Source organism: Streptomyces sp. NBC_01267, from assembly GCF_036241575.1.
In the GTDB taxonomy this organism is placed as follows: domain Bacteria; phylum Actinomycetota; class Actinomycetes; order Streptomycetales; family Streptomycetaceae; genus Streptomyces.
Genome location: NZ_CP108455.1, coordinates 2,339,804 through 2,355,024, shown reverse-complemented (window position 1 = coordinate 2,355,024; position 15,221 = coordinate 2,339,804). Strand labels below are relative to the sequence as shown.

Genomic DNA, 15,221 nt, shown 5'->3' with positions numbered 1-15,221 from the left:
TCGTGGGGAGCGGGAACTTATGCTGGTGGCCGCACCACCAGGCAGCCGGACAGGGGGACAGGGCATGGCGAGCCCGATCGAGACCGGGGCCGCCGGGGCCGGCAGCAGGGCGCACCGCCTCAGCGAGCTGCGGGAATTCCTGATGAGCCGGCGGGCCAGGATCACCCCGGCCGAGGCGGGACTGCCGGACGGCGGTGCCCGGCGCCGTACGCCGGGGCTGCGCCGTGAGGAGGTCGCCGTCCTCGCGGGTGTGGGCGTCTCCTGGTACCAGTGGCTGGAGCAGGGCCGGGACATCACGGTGTCGCCGCAGGTCCTGGACTCGGTGGGCCGGGTGCTGAGGCTGAGCAGCGTCGAGCGCCGCCATCTCTACGTGCTGGCCGGGCTGAACCCGCCGCCGCAGGAGGTCGATCCGGCCAACATCGACATGTGCGAGGGGCTGAAGCGGCTGATCGATGCCTGGATGCCTTTCCCGGCGCACATCATGGACCAGTACTGGAACACGATCATCTACAACGACGCGGCGGCGATGACGCTGGCCATGCGCCCCGGCATCGTGCAGAACTGTCTGATCGCGTTCTTCACCGACCCCGTGTACCGGGCCCGTACCAAGGGCTGGGAGGCCATCGCGCACCAGGTGGTCGCGCAGTTCCGCGCCACCTGCTCGGAGCGGCCCGAGGACGACGGGTACCGGGCGGTCATCGCCGAAGCGGCCGACCTGAGCCCCGAGTTCGCCGAGCTGTGGGCGCGCCGTGACATCGCGCCGGGCGGGCAGATCCGCAAGGAGCTGGAACACCCGGTGGTCGGCACGCTGCACGTCGAGTCCACCCAGCTGAGGGTCCCGGCCCGGCCGGATCTGGCGATCGTGCTGCACACCCCGCTGCCCGACACCGGGACGGAGGCCAAACTGCAGTGGCTGGCCACGCCCGAGGGCCGCAGGGGATCGATGTACCCGGTCGCCAACTGACCGCGCCCATCTCCTTATGCTCTGCCCATGAGCGACGACACGCAGACCCCCGGCCTCCCGGTCCCCGACGCCGAGGACCGCAAGATCATCACGCTGGCGCGCAGCGCGCGGGCCCGTAACGGAGTGCCGGAGGGGGCTGCCGTACGGGACGAGACCGGGCGTACCTATGTCGCGGGCACCGTCGACCTGGACTCGCTGAAGCTCTCCGCGCTGCGGACGGCGGTCGCGATGGCGGTGGCCAGCGGTGCGCGGTCGCTGGAGGCGGCAGCCGTGGTCGGTGACGGCGCCGCGGTGTCCGACGAGGACCGCGCGGCCGTACGGGACCTGGGCGGCCCGGGAACCCCGGTCCTGCTGGCGGGTCCCGACGGCACCCTCCGGGCATCGGTGACCGCGGGCTGATCAGGTCCGCGGTCACCCGAACGCGGAGTGCCGGACGGCCTCCGGGGAGCGTGATCCCGGCAGTGACCGGAACCACGATCTTGACAGTGACTGATGGGCCATCAGTCACTGCATTTTCCGTCCATTGACTTCTTTCGGACATCGCTCGTCAATAGCCCCCTGTCGGCGCAGAAGAGCCGCTGCGCCCACATCCCTCAGGAGGGGGCAACCATGGCACGAGGTACCCGAAGACGGTTTTGGGCCGCCGCACTCGGCACGATCGCGCTGGCAGCCGGCGGGGGAGGGGTGCTCGCCGCTCCGGCGCACGCCCTGTCCACGGCCGCTGCCGCCGCGGTGGACTTTCCCACGCACTGCATCCCGCCCGCGATCGCCGGAATCCCGCCGATCGACGGCACCACCTCGGCGAAGATCACCGTCGACAACGCCACTCCCAAGGTGGGCGACACGGTCGCCGTGACCTACACGGTGGTCACGGCCGCCGCGAGCAACCCGGTCGACCTCGCACTGCCCGCCGACATCATGACGCCGACCGGGAAGGTCACCCTCGGGGGTGCCCAGAGCGGTGACATCACGGTGGCCGGGCCGAAGAAGAACGATCCGGTGCCGGGCAAGGGCGTCTTCCCGTCGTTCTCCATGACCGGAAGTTTCACCGTCACCAAGGCGGGCGCGATCACGCTCTCGCCCGGTGACTACAACATCCACACCAGCTACATCATGGAGCTGGACACCCCCTGCACCGTGATCACCCCGCCCGCCCCCGTCTCCGAGACGGTCAACGCGACCGACGGTGGCGGCCAGACGAACGAGCGCGCCATCCAGCTCGGTACGGCATCGGGCAAGCCCGGCGCCGGGGTCACCGTCACCGGCACGAAGTTCACCGCGGGCGCGAGCATCACCGTCGCGGGCCGTACGGCTTCGGCGCAGACCGCCGACCAGGTGACGGCCACCGCGGACGCGCAGGGCGGCTTCACCGCCACGCTGCCGGTCACGGACAAGGCGACCACCGGCATCGTCGCCTACGAAGGGGCGAGCTGGAGCGCGGACACGGGCGCCGGGCCGGCGACCTACACCGTCCTCGACGACACCCCGACCCCGCCCGACAGCCAGAAACTCACCACCTCGGTCACGGCGGGCACGCTGTCGATGAGCCAGGCCGGTGACACCGTCGGTATGTCGCCCGTCGACTTCGGCCAGGGCGGTGCCTCCACCGGCGCCCTGCGGTCGGTGACGGTCAGGGACTTCCGCGGTGGCCCCGCGGGCTGGTCACTGACCGGCAAGGTCACCGACTTCACCGGACCGGGTGGCGCGAAGATCAGCGCCGACAAGCTCGGCTGGACCCCCGCCTGCACCACCAAGGCGGGCAGCCCGAGCACCTGCGCGGCCGGATCCGCCGGAACCGTCGGCAGCACCGGCGCGACGCTGGCCTCCACCCCCGACGGGGCGCTCACCGGCGGCCAGTTCACCGCAGACGCGGGCCTGTCCCTGGACGTCCCGCCCTTCACCGCCCCCGGTTCCTACTCGGGCGTGCTGACCCTCACCCTCACCTGACCGGCCGGTGGGCCGGGGCTGCCCCGGCCCACCCCTCACCCCTGGGGGTCCGCACCGTGCGCAAGCTTTTTGCACTCCTCCTGGTTCTTCTCACCGCACTGGCCCTGCCGGTCACGTCCGCCCACGCCGCCGACAACGGCAGCTGGTCCGTCTACCCCACCGCGTCGAAGGCGGCCCAGCGCCCCTACTTCTCGCTCTCCGCCGATCCCGGCGAGGTCATCAGGGACAAGGTCACCGTGGCCAACAAGACCGCGCAGCCGCTGACCTTCCTGCTGTACGGAGCCGACGCCTACAACACCGACCGCGACGGCGGCTTCGCCGTACGCGGTCCGAAGGAGCCGCAGCACGGCATCGGCGCCTGGGTCCGCACCGACCGGCCGAAGCTCACCGTCCCGCCGCACGCCTCCGTGACCGTGCCCTTCACACTCACCGTCCCGCAGAACGCGGAGCCCGGCGACCACCCCGGCGCGCTGGTCGCGCTCGACGAGCGGGTGGACCGGGCCGGCGGCCCGGTCGCCGTCGGGGTCCGGTGGGCCGTGGGCGCGCGGGTCTATCTGCGGGTGACGGGCCCCACCGTGACCGGCATCGCCGTCGAAGGCGTGAAGCTCGCCCACCAGCAGCCGCTGGTACCCGGCACGGGAGCGAGCCGCACGGTCATCTCGTACACCCTGCACAACACCGGCAACGTCACCCTCTCCCCCGAGGTCGGCCTGAAGGCACAGGGACTCTTCGGCCGTACGCTGCTGGCCCGCGGCCTCAAGAAGACCCCGTCCGAGCTGCTGCCCGGCCAGAAGGTCAGGCTCAGCGAGCCGTGGCAGGACGCTCCGCAGTTCGACTGGGGCGAGGTGACGCTGACCGCGCACACCAAGGACCTCAAGGAATCCGCGAGCGCGTCGTTCTTCGCGCTGCCCTGGCTGGCCGCCGGGATCCTGCTGGCCGGCGCGGTGGCCGGTGCGGTGGCGGTCAGAGTGCGCCGGGGTCGCGTGCGCCCGTCCTGACCGGGGTACGCCCTGCCGCTGCCCCGGGGGGCAGGGCGTACCCCGTGTTCCCGGCTTGTTCCGCAGGCCAGAGGGCCACCGGGAACTCACCTCACGGACACCTGGTCGGCGCGTACCGGCCGATCGGGGACAATGGGCGCCATGAGCGTTCACACCCAGTCACCCGAAGCCGCCCACCGGGCCGGTTTCGCCTGCTTCGTCGGCCGTCCCAACGCGGGCAAGTCCACTCTCACGAACGCTCTCGTCGGCAAGAAGGTGGCGATCACCTCCAGCCGCCCGCAGACCACCCGCCACACGGTGCGCGGCATCGTGCACCGCCCCGACGCGCAGCTGATCCTGGTGGACACCCCCGGCCTCCACAAGCCGCGCACGCTGCTGGGCGAGCGTCTCAACGACGTCGTACGGACGACCTGGGCCGAAGTGGACGTCATCGGCTTCTGCGTGCCCGCCGACCAGAAGCTCGGCCCCGGCGACAAGTTCATCGCCAAGGAACTCGCCGGGATCAAGAAGACCCCGAAGATCGCCGTCGTCACCAAGACCGACCTGGTCGACAGCAAGCAGCTGGCCGAACAGCTCATCGCGATCGACCAGCTCGCCACGGAGCTGGGCTTCGAGTGGGCCGAGATCATCCCGGTCTCGGCCGTCGGCGACCAGCAGGTCTCCCTGCTGGCCGACCTCATCGCCCCGCTGCTCCCGCTCAGCCCGCCGCTCTACCCGGAGGGCGACCTCACGGACGAGCCGGAGATGGTGATGGTGGCGGAGCTGATCCGGGAAGCGGCGCTGGAAGGCGTACGGGACGAGCTGCCGCACTCCATCGCGGTCGTCGTCGAGGAGATGCTGCCGCGTGAGAACCGCCCGGCGGACAAGCCGCTCCTCGACATCCACGCGAACGTCTACATCGAGCGGCCCAGCCAGAAGGGCATCATCATCGGCCCGAAGGGCGCACGGCTGAAGGACGTGGGCATGAAGTCCCGCAAACAGATCGAGGCCCTGCTGGGCACGCCGGTCTTCCTGGACCTGCACGTGAAGGTGGCGAAGGACTGGCAGCGGGACCCGAAGCAGCTGCGGAAGCTGGGGTTCTGAGCCTGTCCTGATGCGTTGCCGCGGATGTCCTGACGCGTGCCGCGGCGACTCAGGTCGGCCCCTCGTGACCGGATCACCGGATCAGCCATGCAGCCGCAGGGGCGTCAGATGCTGATGAGTCGGATCCGGCCGCGGCACAGTTTCGACATGTCGTCGACGTCCGACGTCAGGAGTGCGACGGGGCCGGGCTGCCGTAGAGCAGCCTCGGCGACCGTGGCGTCAATGGCGTACTTGTGGCCGTGCAGTCCGGCGTCTTCGAGGAGACGTGCCGCAGCTTTGGCGCTCTGTTCCGTGACCGGTTCCACCGTGGTGCGGGAAAGGACCCAGCTCAGGCGAGCCATGTTCGTTGCCGCGTGGGTGACCTCGATGATGGTGTTGGCACTGATCACCAGGTTGGTCTCGGTCTGCTCTGCTGCTTTCAGCAAGGCGAGAGTGCTGCGGTCCTGCCCGATCCAGGCGGAGAGCCCTTCCGAGTCGAGGACGATCGTGGCGAACGGTGTCACGCAGCGTCCTTGTCCCGGGCGGCGTCTGCGGCGTACAGCCGGGCGTGTGCCTGAGCCATTTCCTCCTCGGTGAAGGCCCCGTGCTCTTCCTCGTAGCGGCGCAGATCCTCAGCGAGCAGATCCCGCTTGATCTTGCGCGTGAGGGCCTCCGCCGCATAACCGGAGATGTTGGATGTCAGCTCGCGGGCTGACTCCAGCAGTTCTTCCGGCAAGGTGATGGTGATCTTCTTAGTGGTCACAGGTGCCACCATACTGCGGTATGCCCAGCTGTGGCGAGGGCTCTCGGCTACTCGGCGATCAGCGCCGTGGCCACCCGGCAGAACCCCAGCCGCCCGTACATCCGTGCCACGTCCTCGTCCCCGGCGGACAGGAACACCGTCCCCACGCCGCGCGCCCGCGCGTCCGCGGCCAGCGCCGCGGTCACCGCGAGCCCCAGGCCCTGCCGTCGCGCGGACGGCAGGGTGCCCACGGCGACGATCTCGGTGACCTCGTCCACCGGGTTGTGCATGCCGGAGCAGAGGACCGAGCCGTCCCCGAGGGCCGCGGCGACCGTCGTCCGCCCGGTCCGGATCCGTGCGGCGGTGTTCTCCACCCGGCCGTCGCCGAGGCGGGCGGCGATCTCCCGTGCCAGCTCGGCGGGCCCCGCGTCCCCCACCGCTGTGCCGGGCGCCGCGAAGGCCAGCTGCGGGACGGCCAGCGCGGCGGACAGCAGCGGGTCCGCCGCGTCCAGCACACGTACCGAGGGGTGCGGCGCGCGTGTCGGGGCAGACGGGTCCAGCACCATCAGCGGGTGCTCGTGGACCTCCAGGCCGGACTCCTCAACGGCCTTGCGCAGGAGGGGAGTTGTCTCGGCCACCCACTCGAACGCCTCCGGTGCGCCCACCTCCCGCTGGCGCGCCCTCACCCGGTCGACGTCCGCCGCGGTGGTCGCGGCACCGGACCAGAGCCGTGTGGGGCGCGCATAGAAGGGCCAGCCCGCTCCTTCCCGTACGAAGAGAGTCAGCGGGCCGAAGTCCTCGGTGCGCGCACCGGATCGGGGGACCGTGTCGTAGTACTGCTCAAGGGCGTCGAGAGTGGAGCGGGTGTCGGAGGGCATCCGGCCATCCAAACCGAACGCGCCGTCTCACGCACCTTCTTTCAGCAGCCGTGAGATCAGCGTCCGCTGCGGCTCGGTGAGTTGGGGGTCCGTGCAGTACACCGTCCGGTCGTCCACCGTGAGCCGGTAGTGGAAGCCGTCCGGCACTCCGGCCGGTGGGGCGGCGTGGCCGGAGGTCACCGCCTTCTCGGCGAGGGTGTGCCACTCGTCCGCATCGGGCCGGGCCGAGGTGTCCACCTCGGCCCGGCGCTCGATACCGGCGAAGCCTCCCGTGCGCCTTACTTGGATACGCATGGGAACCGTTCTACTCCATAGGCCGTGTTTTGAAAGTCCCGCCTGCGCCGCGGTGCCTGGCACTTCCCCAAGTTCTCGGCTTCGCTCGAACAGGGGAGACCCCATTGCTCGCGGCGTTGCCGGAGAGTCCTCGTAGCTCCGCTACGAGGACTCTCCGGCGCCTTGCGATCGCACGCACCAGGCACCGCGGCGCCCGCCCTTCGGGCGGACGACGCTACTTTCAAAACACGGCCTATGCGCCCGTCGGGACACCGACCGTGGACCAGGCCTTCAGTACCGCCTCCTGCTCGTCGCTGCTGCCGCCGAAGCGGGTGCGCGCCGCTGCGACGGTCAGCCGGGCGAAGTCCGCGAAGGTCGCACCGGCCGGCAGGTGGCCGCCCGTCAGGGTGTCGTACCAGACCTGCCCGGCCCGCTCCCACGCCTTGCCGCCGAGTGCGGTGGCCAGCAGGTAGAACGCGTGGTTGGGGATGCCGGAGTTGAGGTGGACACCGCCGTTGTCCTGGGTGGTGCTGACGTAGTTCGCCATCGTCGCGGGCTGCGGGTCCTTGCCGAGCGACGGGTCGTCGTACGCCGTGCCGGGAGCCTTCATGGAGCGCAGCGCGACCCCGTGGACGTGCGGCGCCAGCAGCCCGGCGCCGATCAGCCAGTCGGCCCGGTCGGCGGTCTGGCCCAGGGCGTACTGCTTGATGAGCGTGCCGAAGACGTCCGAGACGGATTCGTTGAGCGCGCCGGACTGGCCGGAGTACTCAAGGTTCGCCGTGTACTGCGTCACGCCGTGGGTGAGTTCGTGGCCGATGACGTCCACCGGGATGGTGAAGTCGAGGAAGACCTTCCCGTCCCCGTCCCCGAACACCATCTGCTTGCCGTCCCAGAAGGCGTTGTTGTACTTCTGGTCGTAGTGGACGCTCGCGTCGAGCGGCAGCCCGCGGCCGTCGATCGAGTACCGCCCGTACACCTTCAGATAGAGCTCGAAGGTGGCGCCGAGCCCCGCGTACGCGCGGTTGACGGTGGCGTCGCTGCCGGGCTGGTCGCCCTCGCCGCGGACCTTCTTGCCCGGCAGGGACGTGCCGTGCTCCGCGTCGTAGATGGTGCGCTTCGGAGTCTTCTCGGCGGCGGCGTCGTCGGCTGCCGTGTCCGTGACGGCTTCGGCGGCGAGGGCGGTGGCCACGGCCGCACGGCGGACGCGGTGGGCGGCGTCCGCCTCCATGGTGCGGCGGGCCGGTTCGGAGAGCGCGGGGTCGTCGGCCTGGGCAAGCTTGTCGAGGATGTGCGGCGGGATGATCGTGCAGAAGACCGGGTGTGCGTTCATCTCTGTAATGTGGCAGTGGGTAAGTGAGTTGTCACCGGTTGCGACGGAGATTGACGAGAACGAGTGACCGGGAACCCGTCACTCTTTACCTATCGGACATCCCGCATACTGATACGGCTGCGGCGTTCTCGGCGCCGCTGGGCTAGGCTGCGGAACATCATGCGTTTCGGGCTGCTTCTCCTTAGCTGCCGCGGCGAGGGCCTGTAGTCGTAGGCCGACCCCCTCCCCGCGGAGTCTGGTGCTGCAGCGTCACAGTCGGCCCCCACCGCTGGATCCCGAGGAGCCCTACGCAGATGTCGAACCCCACGCCGATCACCAACGCCACCCAGATGCAGAAGCCGTCCGGGATGCCGGTGCACAAGTACGGCCGGTACGAGGCCGTGGAGATCCCCGACCGCACCTGGCCCGACAGCCGGATCACCGTGGCCCCCCGCTGGCTCTCCACCGACCTGCGTGACGGCAACCAGGCCCTGATCGACCCCATGTCGCCCGCCCGCAAGCGCGAGATGTTCGACCTGCTGGTGAAGATGGGCTACAAGGAGATCGAGGTCGGCTTCCCGGCCTCCGGCGAGACCGACTTCAACTTCGTACGCTCGATCATCGAGGAAGAGGGCGCGATCCCCGAGGACGTGACCATCTCCGTCCTGACCCAGGCCCGCGAGGACCTGATCGAGCGCACCGTCGAGTCGCTGCGCGGCGCGCACCGCGCCACCGTGCACCTCTACAACGCCACCGCGCCCACCTTCCGCCGGGTCGTCTTCCGCGGTTCGAAGGACGACATCAAGCAGATCGCCGTGGACGGCACCCGGCTGGTGGTGGAGTATGCGGAGAAGCTGCTGGGCCCCGAGACGATCTTCGGCTACCAGTACAGCCCCGAGATCTTCACCGACACCGAGCTGGACTTCGCCCTGGAGGTCTGCGAAGCGGTCATGGACGTCTGGCAGCCCGAGGCCGGACGCGAGATCATCCTCAACCTGCCCGCCACCGTGGAGCGTTCGACGCCGTCCACGCACGCGGACCGCTTCGAGTGGATGTCGCGCAACCTGTCCCGCCGCGAGTTCGTCTGCCTGTCCGTCCACCCGCACAACGACCGCGGCACGGCGGTCGCCGCCGCGGAACTGGCCCTGATGGCGGGCGCGGACCGGATCGAGGGCTGCCTCTTCGGGCAGGGCGAGCGCACCGGCAACGTCGACCTGGTGACGCTGGGCATGAACCTGTTCAGCCAGGGCGTCGACCCGCAGATCGACTTCTCGCAGATCGACGAGGTGCGCCGCACCGCCGAGTACTGCAACCAGATGGAGATCCACCCGCGCCACCCGTACGCGGGCGACCTCGTCTACACCTCCTTCTCCGGCTCCCACCAGGACGCCATCAAGAAGGGCTTCGACGCGATGGAGGCCGACGCCGCCGCGCAGGGGAAGACGGTCGACGACATCGAGTGGGCCGTGCCGTACCTGCCGATCGACCCCAAGGACGTGGGCCGCTCCTACGAGGCCGTGATCCGGGTCAACTCCCAGTCCGGCAAGGGCGGTATCGCGTACGTCCTGAAGAACGAGCACAAGCTGGACCTGCCGCGCCGGATGCAGATCGAGTTCTCGAAGATCATCCAGACGAAGACCGACGCCGAGGGCGGCGAGGTCACCCCCAAGGACATCTGGGCGATCTTCCAGGACGAGTACCTGCCCAGCCCGGGTGACGGCGAGGACCGCTGGGGCCGGATCCAGCTGCGTTCCGGCCAGACCACCACGGACACGGACGGCCGGGACACCCTGACCGTCGAGGCCGTCGTGGACGGGGTCGAGACGGCGCTGTCGGGCACCGGTAACGGTCCGATCTCGGCGTTCTTCGCCGCGCTGTCCGCGACCGGCGTGGACGCGCGGCTGCTGGACTACCAGGAGCACACGATGAGCGAGGGCGCGAGCGCGCTCGCCGCCTCGTACATCGAGTGCGCGATCGACGGCAAGGTCATGTGGGGCATCGGTATCGACGCCAACACCACACGGGCCTCGCTCAAGGCGGTCGTCTCCGCGGTCAACCGGGCGGCCCGCTGACCCCCTTCGTGGGCCCGGTGCGGGATCGGGCCACGAGCACGGCTGTTTCCAGGTGGGGGACCGATGGCACATTTCGGTGATCCCGTTCGTACGAATCCCGTGTGACCTCCACTTTTCCCGGTCCCGGTCGCCCGCAGCGGTGGCCGGGACCGAGCCAACTCCGGTCAGGGTGCTGACGTCGCATCACCGATGTGGCTAACATCACGTGCACATGACGGCGCTGTGTCCCACCGGTCAACGGTGCACGGCGGCGGAGTGGAGCGCAGCGCAACGGAGCGTTGCCGGGGTGTTACGGAGGTGGGTCGTGCTGCCAGTCCGAGGACGGAGCGGCAAGAAGTCGATCGTCTGGGCCGTCCGCACCTCCTGGGACACCGTCGGCGACGGCGAGTTCTTCTGTGCGGACTGCGGCGGCGACCGCAACTACCGCCGCCGCACCGGCCGTCGGCGCCTGACCGTGCTCGGGGTCCCGCTTCTCCCGCGCGGGGTCACCGGCCCGGTGATCGAATGCGCGGCCTGCCGGACGAGGTTCCCCACCGACTCCCTCGACCACCCCACCACCACCCGCTTCTCGGCGATGCTGCGCGACGCCGTCCACACGGTCACGCTCGCCGTGCTCACCGCGGGCGGCGCCGCCTCCCACGCGGTCACCGAGGCCGCGGTCGCCACCGTCAGGGCCGCGGGGTTCGACGAGTGCACCGAGGAGCAGCTGACCGCCCTGGTGGACGCGCTCGCCGCCGACACCGGCCGTTTCGTCACCGACGCCGAGCCGTGCGGCGCCGCCCTCACCATCGAGCTGCACGAGGCGCTCCAGCCGCTGGCCCCGCATCTCGCCCCGGTGGGCCGGGAGTCGATCCTGCTCCAGGGCGCCCGCATCGCCCTCGCCGACGGCCCGTACAGCCCGGCGGAGCGTGAGGTGCTCGCGACGGTCGGCGGGGCGCTCCAGCTCGGTGCCGAGGACACGGCCAGGCTCCTCGCGGCTGCGGCCCGTACGCCATCCTGAGCGTTTCCGGCCCCGTCGCTTCGCTGCGTGCTGTCTCTCGGTAAGTCCGCAGGTGAGCGGCGTGCGGGTATAAATTTTGGGGTGGTTTGCCCGTATTTAGTGGGTCATAACCCCAGAAAGGGACTTTTTGCGGTGTGGTGAAAGTTGCCATGAACCCGTCGGCAGGTTTATAAGAGGGAAGTGACTGTGGCGATTCCGGGAATTCCGGGGACTGCCGTCACGGAGGTTTCCCATGTTTCTCACTCCGTCCGACACGGAGAAATTGCTGCTGAGTGTTGCCGGAATGGTTGCCCGTGACCGACGTGAACGGGGTGTGCGTCTCAACTATCCGGAGGCTGTTGCGCTGCTTTCCTGCTGGGCCATGGAGCGGGCCCGTGAGGGTGCTCGCGTCGCCGATCTGATGAGCGACGGAAGAGCTGTGCTGACCCGCGCCGAAGTGCTCGAAGGTGTACCGGAGATGCTGCACGACGTCCAGGTCGAGGCGACCTTCCCCGACGGGCGGAAGCTCGTCACGATCACCTCGCCCATCCCGTGATCCCGGGTGAGATCCGGACCGGTTCCGGCGTACTCGAAATCAATGAAAATCGTACTCGATTGCAACTCGCCGTGGTGAATGACGGTGACCGGCCCATTCAGGTCGGATCGCATTTTCATTTCCCCGACGTGAATCCCGCACTTACTTTCGACCGGTCGGCCGCCGAAGGATTTCGACTCGATATCCCGTCCGGTACTTCACTGCGCTTCGAACCCGGAGTCGGCGCCGACGTCACCCTGGTCGAGCTCGGCGGCCGTCGGCGGGTCCCCGGTCTCGTGGTGCCCGGCACCCGCACCGTACGAACGGAGGACTGACATGGCCCGGATGACGCGCGCCGCCTACGCCGCGCTGTACGGCCCCACCACCGGGGACCGGGTCCGCCTCGCCGACACCGACCTCTGGATCGAGGTCGAGGAGGACCGCTGCTTCGGCGGCGACGAGGCCGTGTTCGGCGGCGGCAAGTCCATCCGCGAATCGATGGCCCAGGCCACCACGCCGCACGCGGAGGGAGCCCTCGACCTCGTCATCACCAATGTCGTGGTGCTCGACCACTGGGGCGTCGTCAAGACCGACGTGGGAGTACGGGAGGGTCGGATCGTCGCGCTCGGCCGTTCCGGCAACCCCGACATGAGCGACGGGGTCCACCCGGACCTGGTGATCGGCCCCGGCACGGACGTCGTCTCCGGCGAGGGTCGCATCCTGACCGCCGGAGCCGTCGACACCCACGTCCACTTCCTGATGCCGGAGACCCTCCACGAGGCTCTCGCCACCGGCACCACCACCGTGATCGGCGGCGGCACCGGTGCCACCGAGGGGTCCAAGGCCACCACCGTCACCCCCGGCGCCTGGAACCTCGCGATGATGCACCGGTCCCTGGACCGGGTCCCGCTCAACATCATGCTGTTCGGCAAGGGCTCCACCGTCGGGGAGGAGGCCCTGCGTGAGGCCGCGCTCGGCGGCGCCGGCGGCTACAAGGTCCACGAGGACTGGGGCGCCACCCCGGCCGCCATCGACGCCGCCCTGGAAGCGGCCGACGCGTACGGACTCCAGGTCGCGCTGCACGCCGACAGCCTGAACGAGGCCGGTTACGTCGAAGGCACCCTGGACGCCATCGCCGGACGCGGCATCCACGTCTTCCACGCCGAAGGCGCGGGCGGCGGCCACGCCCCCGACATCATCACCGTCGCCTCCCACCCCAACATCCTCCCGGCGTCCACCAATCCGACGCTCCCGCACACCGTCAACACCGTCGCCGAACACCTCGACATGCTGATGGTCTGCCACCACCTCAACCCCCGCGTCCCCGAGGACCTGGCCTTCGCCGAGTCCCGGATCCGCGCCACCACCATCGCCGCCGAAGACGTCCTGCACGACATCGGCGCCCTCTCCATCACCTCCTCCGACGCCCAGGCGATGGGCCGGATCGGCGAGGTCGTCTGCCGCACCTGGCAGGTCGCCCACGTGATGAAGCAGCGCTTCGGCGACCGGGGCACCACGCTCCCCGCCGACAACGAACGCGCCCGCCGCTACGTCGCCAAGTACACGATCTGCCCCGCCGTCGCCCACGGCATCGACCACGTCGTCGGCTCCGTCGAGCCGGGCAAACTCGCCGACCTGGTGCTCTGGGACCCCGCTTTCTTCGGCATCAGGCCCGCAGCCGTGCTCAAGGGCGGCATGGTGGTGTACGCGGCCCTCGGCGACGCCAACGCGGCGATCCCCACCACCCAGCCGGTCCTGCTGCGTGCCACCGCCGCCGCCGAAGCCGCCCCGCACCTGTCGGTCAGCTTCGTCTCCCCGGCGGCACTGGCGGACGGGCTCGCCGAACGTCTGGGCCTGGTACGGGAGTTGGTCGCCGTACGACCCACCCGCCACCTCACCAAGGCGGACCTGCCGAACAACACCGCGCTCCCGGCCATCGACGTCGACCCGGAGACCTTCGCCATCCGCATCGACGGGGAGCTCGTGGAGCCCGCCCCGGCCGCCGAACTGCCGCTCGCCCAGCGGTACAGCATGTTCTGATGGGTCGGCTCGCCCCTCTGCTGCTCGCCGACGGACGGCTCCCGGTCGGCGCGTACACCTACAGCGCGGGCCTGGAACCGGCCGTCGCGGCCGGGCTCACCCGCGACCGGATCCCCGCCCTCCTGCGGGCCAGGCTCCGCACCACCGCCGTCACCGAAGCCGCCGCCGCCGTCCTCGCCCTGCGGGCGGCGCGGCAGGACCCGGTGGACTACGCGCCCGTACAGCAGGCCCTCGCGGCCAGGACCCCGGTGGCGCCGATGCGGGCGGCATCGGCGACCCTCGGCCGGGGCGTGCAGCGGCTGGCCCGCAGGCTGGCCCCCGGCCACCCCGCCGTCACCGCGCTGGACACGGCCCGCACGCCGTCGCTGCGCCCGCTGCGTCCGGTCACCCTGGGCGCACTCGGGGCGGTCCTGGACGTGTCCGAGGAGGAACTGGCGTACGGCGTCGTCTACGACGAACTCCAGACCATCGCGTCGGCCGCGCTCAAACTGCTGCCCGGCGACCCGCTGGACTCGGTGGCGTGGGTGCTCGCCGCCGAGCCGGACGCCGCCCACGCGGTGACGGCCGCCCTCGCCGTACGGACCCCGGGCGAGCTGCCCGCCCGTACCGCCCTGCTCACCGAGGAGTGGGCGCTCGAACACGACCGACGAGAACGGAGACTCTTCCTTGCCTGACAACGACACCCCCACCCCGGCGTCCGGGAACCCCGCCCCCGCCCCGGCCAACCAGCACTTCCACGAGCCCCTCAACCAGCCGCGCGCGCTGCGCCTCGGCGTCGCCGGACCGGTCGGCACCGGCAAGAGCTCGATCCTGGCGACCCTCTGCCGCGAACTCGCCGGTGAACTCTCCATGGCCGTCGTCACCAACGACATCTACACCGACGAGGACGCCCGTTTCCTCCGCTCGGCGGGCGTCCTGCCCACCGAACGCATCCGCGCCGTCGAGACCGGCGCCTGCCCGCACACCGCGATCCGCGACGACGTCAGCGCCAACCTCGACGCCGTCGAGGACCTGGAGGAGGCGTACGGCCCGCTCGACCTGGTGCTGATCGAGAGCGGTGGCGACAACCTCACCGCCACCTTCAGCCCGGCCCTGGCCGACGCGCAGCTCTTCTGCATCGACGTCGCGGGCGGCGGCGACGTGGCCCGCAAGGGCGGCCCCGGCATCACCGGCGCCGACCTGCTGATCGTCAACAAGACCGACCTCGCCCCGTACGTGGAGGTCGACGTGGCGGAGATGGTCGCCGACGCCGAGGCGGCCCGCGACGGCCTCCCGGTCCTCGCCCTGTCCAAGAACGACCCGGCGTCCATCGCCGAACTGGCCGACTGGGTGCGGGCGTTGCTCGTACGCCACCGCTCGGGCCAGCACATTCCGGCCGACCCGGGCCCGATGGCGCCGCACAGCCACTCGTGACCCCGCCGC

At 70.4% G+C, this 15,221-nt stretch carries 17 protein-coding genes; 12 read left to right on the top strand and 5 right to left on the bottom strand.

Annotated elements, in window-relative coordinates; genetic code table 11:
* Positions 1–64: 64 nt before the first annotated feature.
* The 5 genes from OG709_RS10845 (at position 65) to era (ending at position 4,992) form a co-directional block, all read left to right on the top strand.
* Positions 65–964 (top strand): helix-turn-helix transcriptional regulator, encoded by a 900-nt coding sequence (locus OG709_RS10845; RefSeq protein WP_250298363.1) that lies wholly within the window; start codon positions 65–67, stop codon positions 962–964.
* A gap of 27 nt (positions 965–991) precedes the next feature.
* A complete protein-coding gene (locus OG709_RS10840) occupies positions 992–1,363 on the top strand; it encodes a cytidine deaminase (protein WP_250298362.1) in 372 nt (123 codons plus the stop codon).
* Between the two features lie 210 nt (positions 1,364–1,573).
* Positions 1,574–2,911, top strand: a complete 1,338-nt coding sequence (locus OG709_RS10835; RefSeq protein ID WP_329165813.1) for a beta-xylosidase — start codon at positions 1,574–1,576, stop codon at positions 2,909–2,911.
* Positions 2,912–2,967: 56 nt separating this feature from the next.
* A complete protein-coding gene (locus tag OG709_RS10830) occupies positions 2,968–3,909 on the top strand; it encodes a WxL protein peptidoglycan domain-containing protein (protein WP_326694919.1) in 942 nt (313 codons plus the stop codon).
* A gap of 141 nt (positions 3,910–4,050) precedes the next feature.
* Positions 4,051–4,992, top strand: a complete 942-nt coding sequence (gene era / locus OG709_RS10825; RefSeq protein ID WP_250298359.1) for a GTPase Era — start codon at positions 4,051–4,053, stop codon at positions 4,990–4,992.
* 104 nt (positions 4,993–5,096) lie between these two features.
* On the opposite strand, the gene OG709_RS10820 is transcribed toward era, so the two are convergent.
* The 5 genes from OG709_RS10820 to OG709_RS10800 all read right to left on the bottom strand — a co-directional run bounded on the left by OG709_RS10820 (position 5,097) and on the right by OG709_RS10800 (position 8,194).
* Positions 5,097–5,495, bottom strand: a complete 399-nt coding sequence (locus OG709_RS10820; RefSeq protein WP_250298357.1) for a PIN domain-containing protein — start codon at positions 5,493–5,495, stop codon at positions 5,097–5,099.
* Complete coding sequence (locus OG709_RS10815; RefSeq protein ID WP_250298355.1) at positions 5,492–5,734, bottom strand: type II toxin-antitoxin system CcdA family antitoxin; 243 nt, start codon at positions 5,732–5,734, stop codon at positions 5,492–5,494. The genes OG709_RS10820 and OG709_RS10815 overlap by 4 nt, the downstream gene beginning before the upstream one ends.
* A 47-nt stretch (positions 5,735–5,781) precedes the next feature.
* Positions 5,782–6,591 carry a GNAT family N-acetyltransferase gene (locus OG709_RS10810; protein ID WP_250298353.1) on the bottom strand — a complete coding sequence of 270 codons (810 nt, stop codon included), beginning with the start codon at positions 6,589–6,591 and terminating at the stop codon, positions 5,782–5,784.
* A 27-nt stretch (positions 6,592–6,618) separates the two neighbouring features.
* Positions 6,619–6,885, bottom strand: coding sequence for a protealysin inhibitor emfourin (locus tag OG709_RS10805; protein ID WP_250298350.1), 267 nt, complete (start codon positions 6,883–6,885; stop codon positions 6,619–6,621).
* Positions 6,886–7,117: 232 nt separating this feature from the next.
* Positions 7,118–8,194 carry a M4 family metallopeptidase gene (locus OG709_RS10800; RefSeq protein WP_326694920.1) on the bottom strand — a complete coding sequence of 359 codons (1,077 nt, stop codon included), beginning with the start codon at positions 8,192–8,194 and terminating at the stop codon, positions 7,118–7,120.
* 293 nt (positions 8,195–8,487) lie between these two features.
* Between OG709_RS10800 and leuA the strand changes: the two genes are divergently transcribed.
* The 7 genes from leuA to ureG all read left to right on the top strand — a co-directional run bounded on the left by leuA (position 8,488) and on the right by ureG (position 15,212).
* Positions 8,488–10,245, top strand: a complete 1,758-nt coding sequence (gene leuA / locus OG709_RS10795; RefSeq protein WP_250298346.1) for a 2-isopropylmalate synthase — start codon at positions 8,488–8,490, stop codon at positions 10,243–10,245.
* A 304-nt stretch (positions 10,246–10,549) separates the two neighbouring features.
* On the top strand, positions 10,550–11,245 hold the full coding sequence (locus OG709_RS10790) for a TerB family tellurite resistance protein (RefSeq protein ID WP_250298344.1): 696 nt from the start codon (positions 10,550–10,552) through the stop codon (positions 11,243–11,245).
* Between the two features lie 232 nt (positions 11,246–11,477).
* On the top strand, positions 11,478–11,780 hold the full coding sequence (locus OG709_RS10785; RefSeq protein ID WP_250298342.1) for an urease subunit gamma: 303 nt from the start codon (positions 11,478–11,480) through the stop codon (positions 11,778–11,780).
* Positions 11,777–12,094: an urease subunit beta gene (locus OG709_RS10780; protein WP_326694921.1), complete on the top strand. Its 318-nt coding sequence runs from the start codon at positions 11,777–11,779 to the stop codon at positions 12,092–12,094. The genes OG709_RS10785 and OG709_RS10780 overlap by 4 nt, the downstream gene beginning before the upstream one ends.
* A 1-nt stretch (position 12,095) precedes the next feature.
* On the top strand, positions 12,096–13,799 hold the full coding sequence (locus OG709_RS10775; RefSeq protein ID WP_250298339.1) for an urease subunit alpha: 1,704 nt from the start codon (positions 12,096–12,098) through the stop codon (positions 13,797–13,799).
* Positions 13,799–14,473 (top strand): urease accessory protein UreF, encoded by a 675-nt coding sequence (locus tag OG709_RS10770; RefSeq protein WP_329165802.1) that lies wholly within the window; start codon positions 13,799–13,801, stop codon positions 14,471–14,473. Before OG709_RS10775 ends, OG709_RS10770 begins: the two co-directional genes overlap by 1 nt.
* Positions 14,466–15,212, top strand: a complete 747-nt coding sequence (gene ureG, locus OG709_RS10765) for an urease accessory protein UreG (protein ID WP_401272504.1) — start codon at positions 14,466–14,468, stop codon at positions 15,210–15,212. The genes OG709_RS10770 and ureG overlap by 8 nt, the downstream gene beginning before the upstream one ends.
* Positions 15,213–15,221: the final 9 nt, after the last annotated feature.

Coding starts and splice junctions, on each gene's coding strand:
- OG709_RS10845 (WP_250298363.1), top strand. CDS start 65: ATGGCGAGCCCGATCGAGACCGGGGCCGCCGGGGCCGGCAGCAGGGCG.
- OG709_RS10840 (WP_250298362.1), top strand. CDS start 992: ATGAGCGACGACACGCAGACCCCCGGCCTCCCGGTCCCCGACGCCGAG.
- OG709_RS10835 (WP_329165813.1), top strand. CDS start 1,574: ATGGCACGAGGTACCCGAAGACGGTTTTGGGCCGCCGCACTCGGCACG.
- era (WP_250298359.1), top strand. CDS start 4,051: ATGAGCGTTCACACCCAGTCACCCGAAGCCGCCCACCGGGCCGGTTTC.
- OG709_RS10810 (WP_250298353.1), bottom strand. CDS start 6,591: ATGCCCTCCGACACCCGCTCCACTCTCGACGCCCTTGAGCAGTACTAC.
- OG709_RS10805 (WP_250298350.1), bottom strand. CDS start 6,885: ATGCGTATCCAAGTAAGGCGCACGGGAGGCTTCGCCGGTATCGAGCGC.
- OG709_RS10800 (WP_326694920.1), bottom strand. CDS start 8,194: ATGAACGCACACCCGGTCTTCTGCACGATCATCCCGCCGCACATCCTC.
- leuA (WP_250298346.1), top strand. CDS start 8,488: ATGTCGAACCCCACGCCGATCACCAACGCCACCCAGATGCAGAAGCCG.
- OG709_RS10785 (WP_250298342.1), top strand. CDS start 11,478: ATGTTTCTCACTCCGTCCGACACGGAGAAATTGCTGCTGAGTGTTGCC.
- OG709_RS10775 (WP_250298339.1), top strand. CDS start 12,096: ATGGCCCGGATGACGCGCGCCGCCTACGCCGCGCTGTACGGCCCCACC.
- OG709_RS10770 (WP_329165802.1), top strand. CDS start 13,799: ATGGGTCGGCTCGCCCCTCTGCTGCTCGCCGACGGACGGCTCCCGGTC.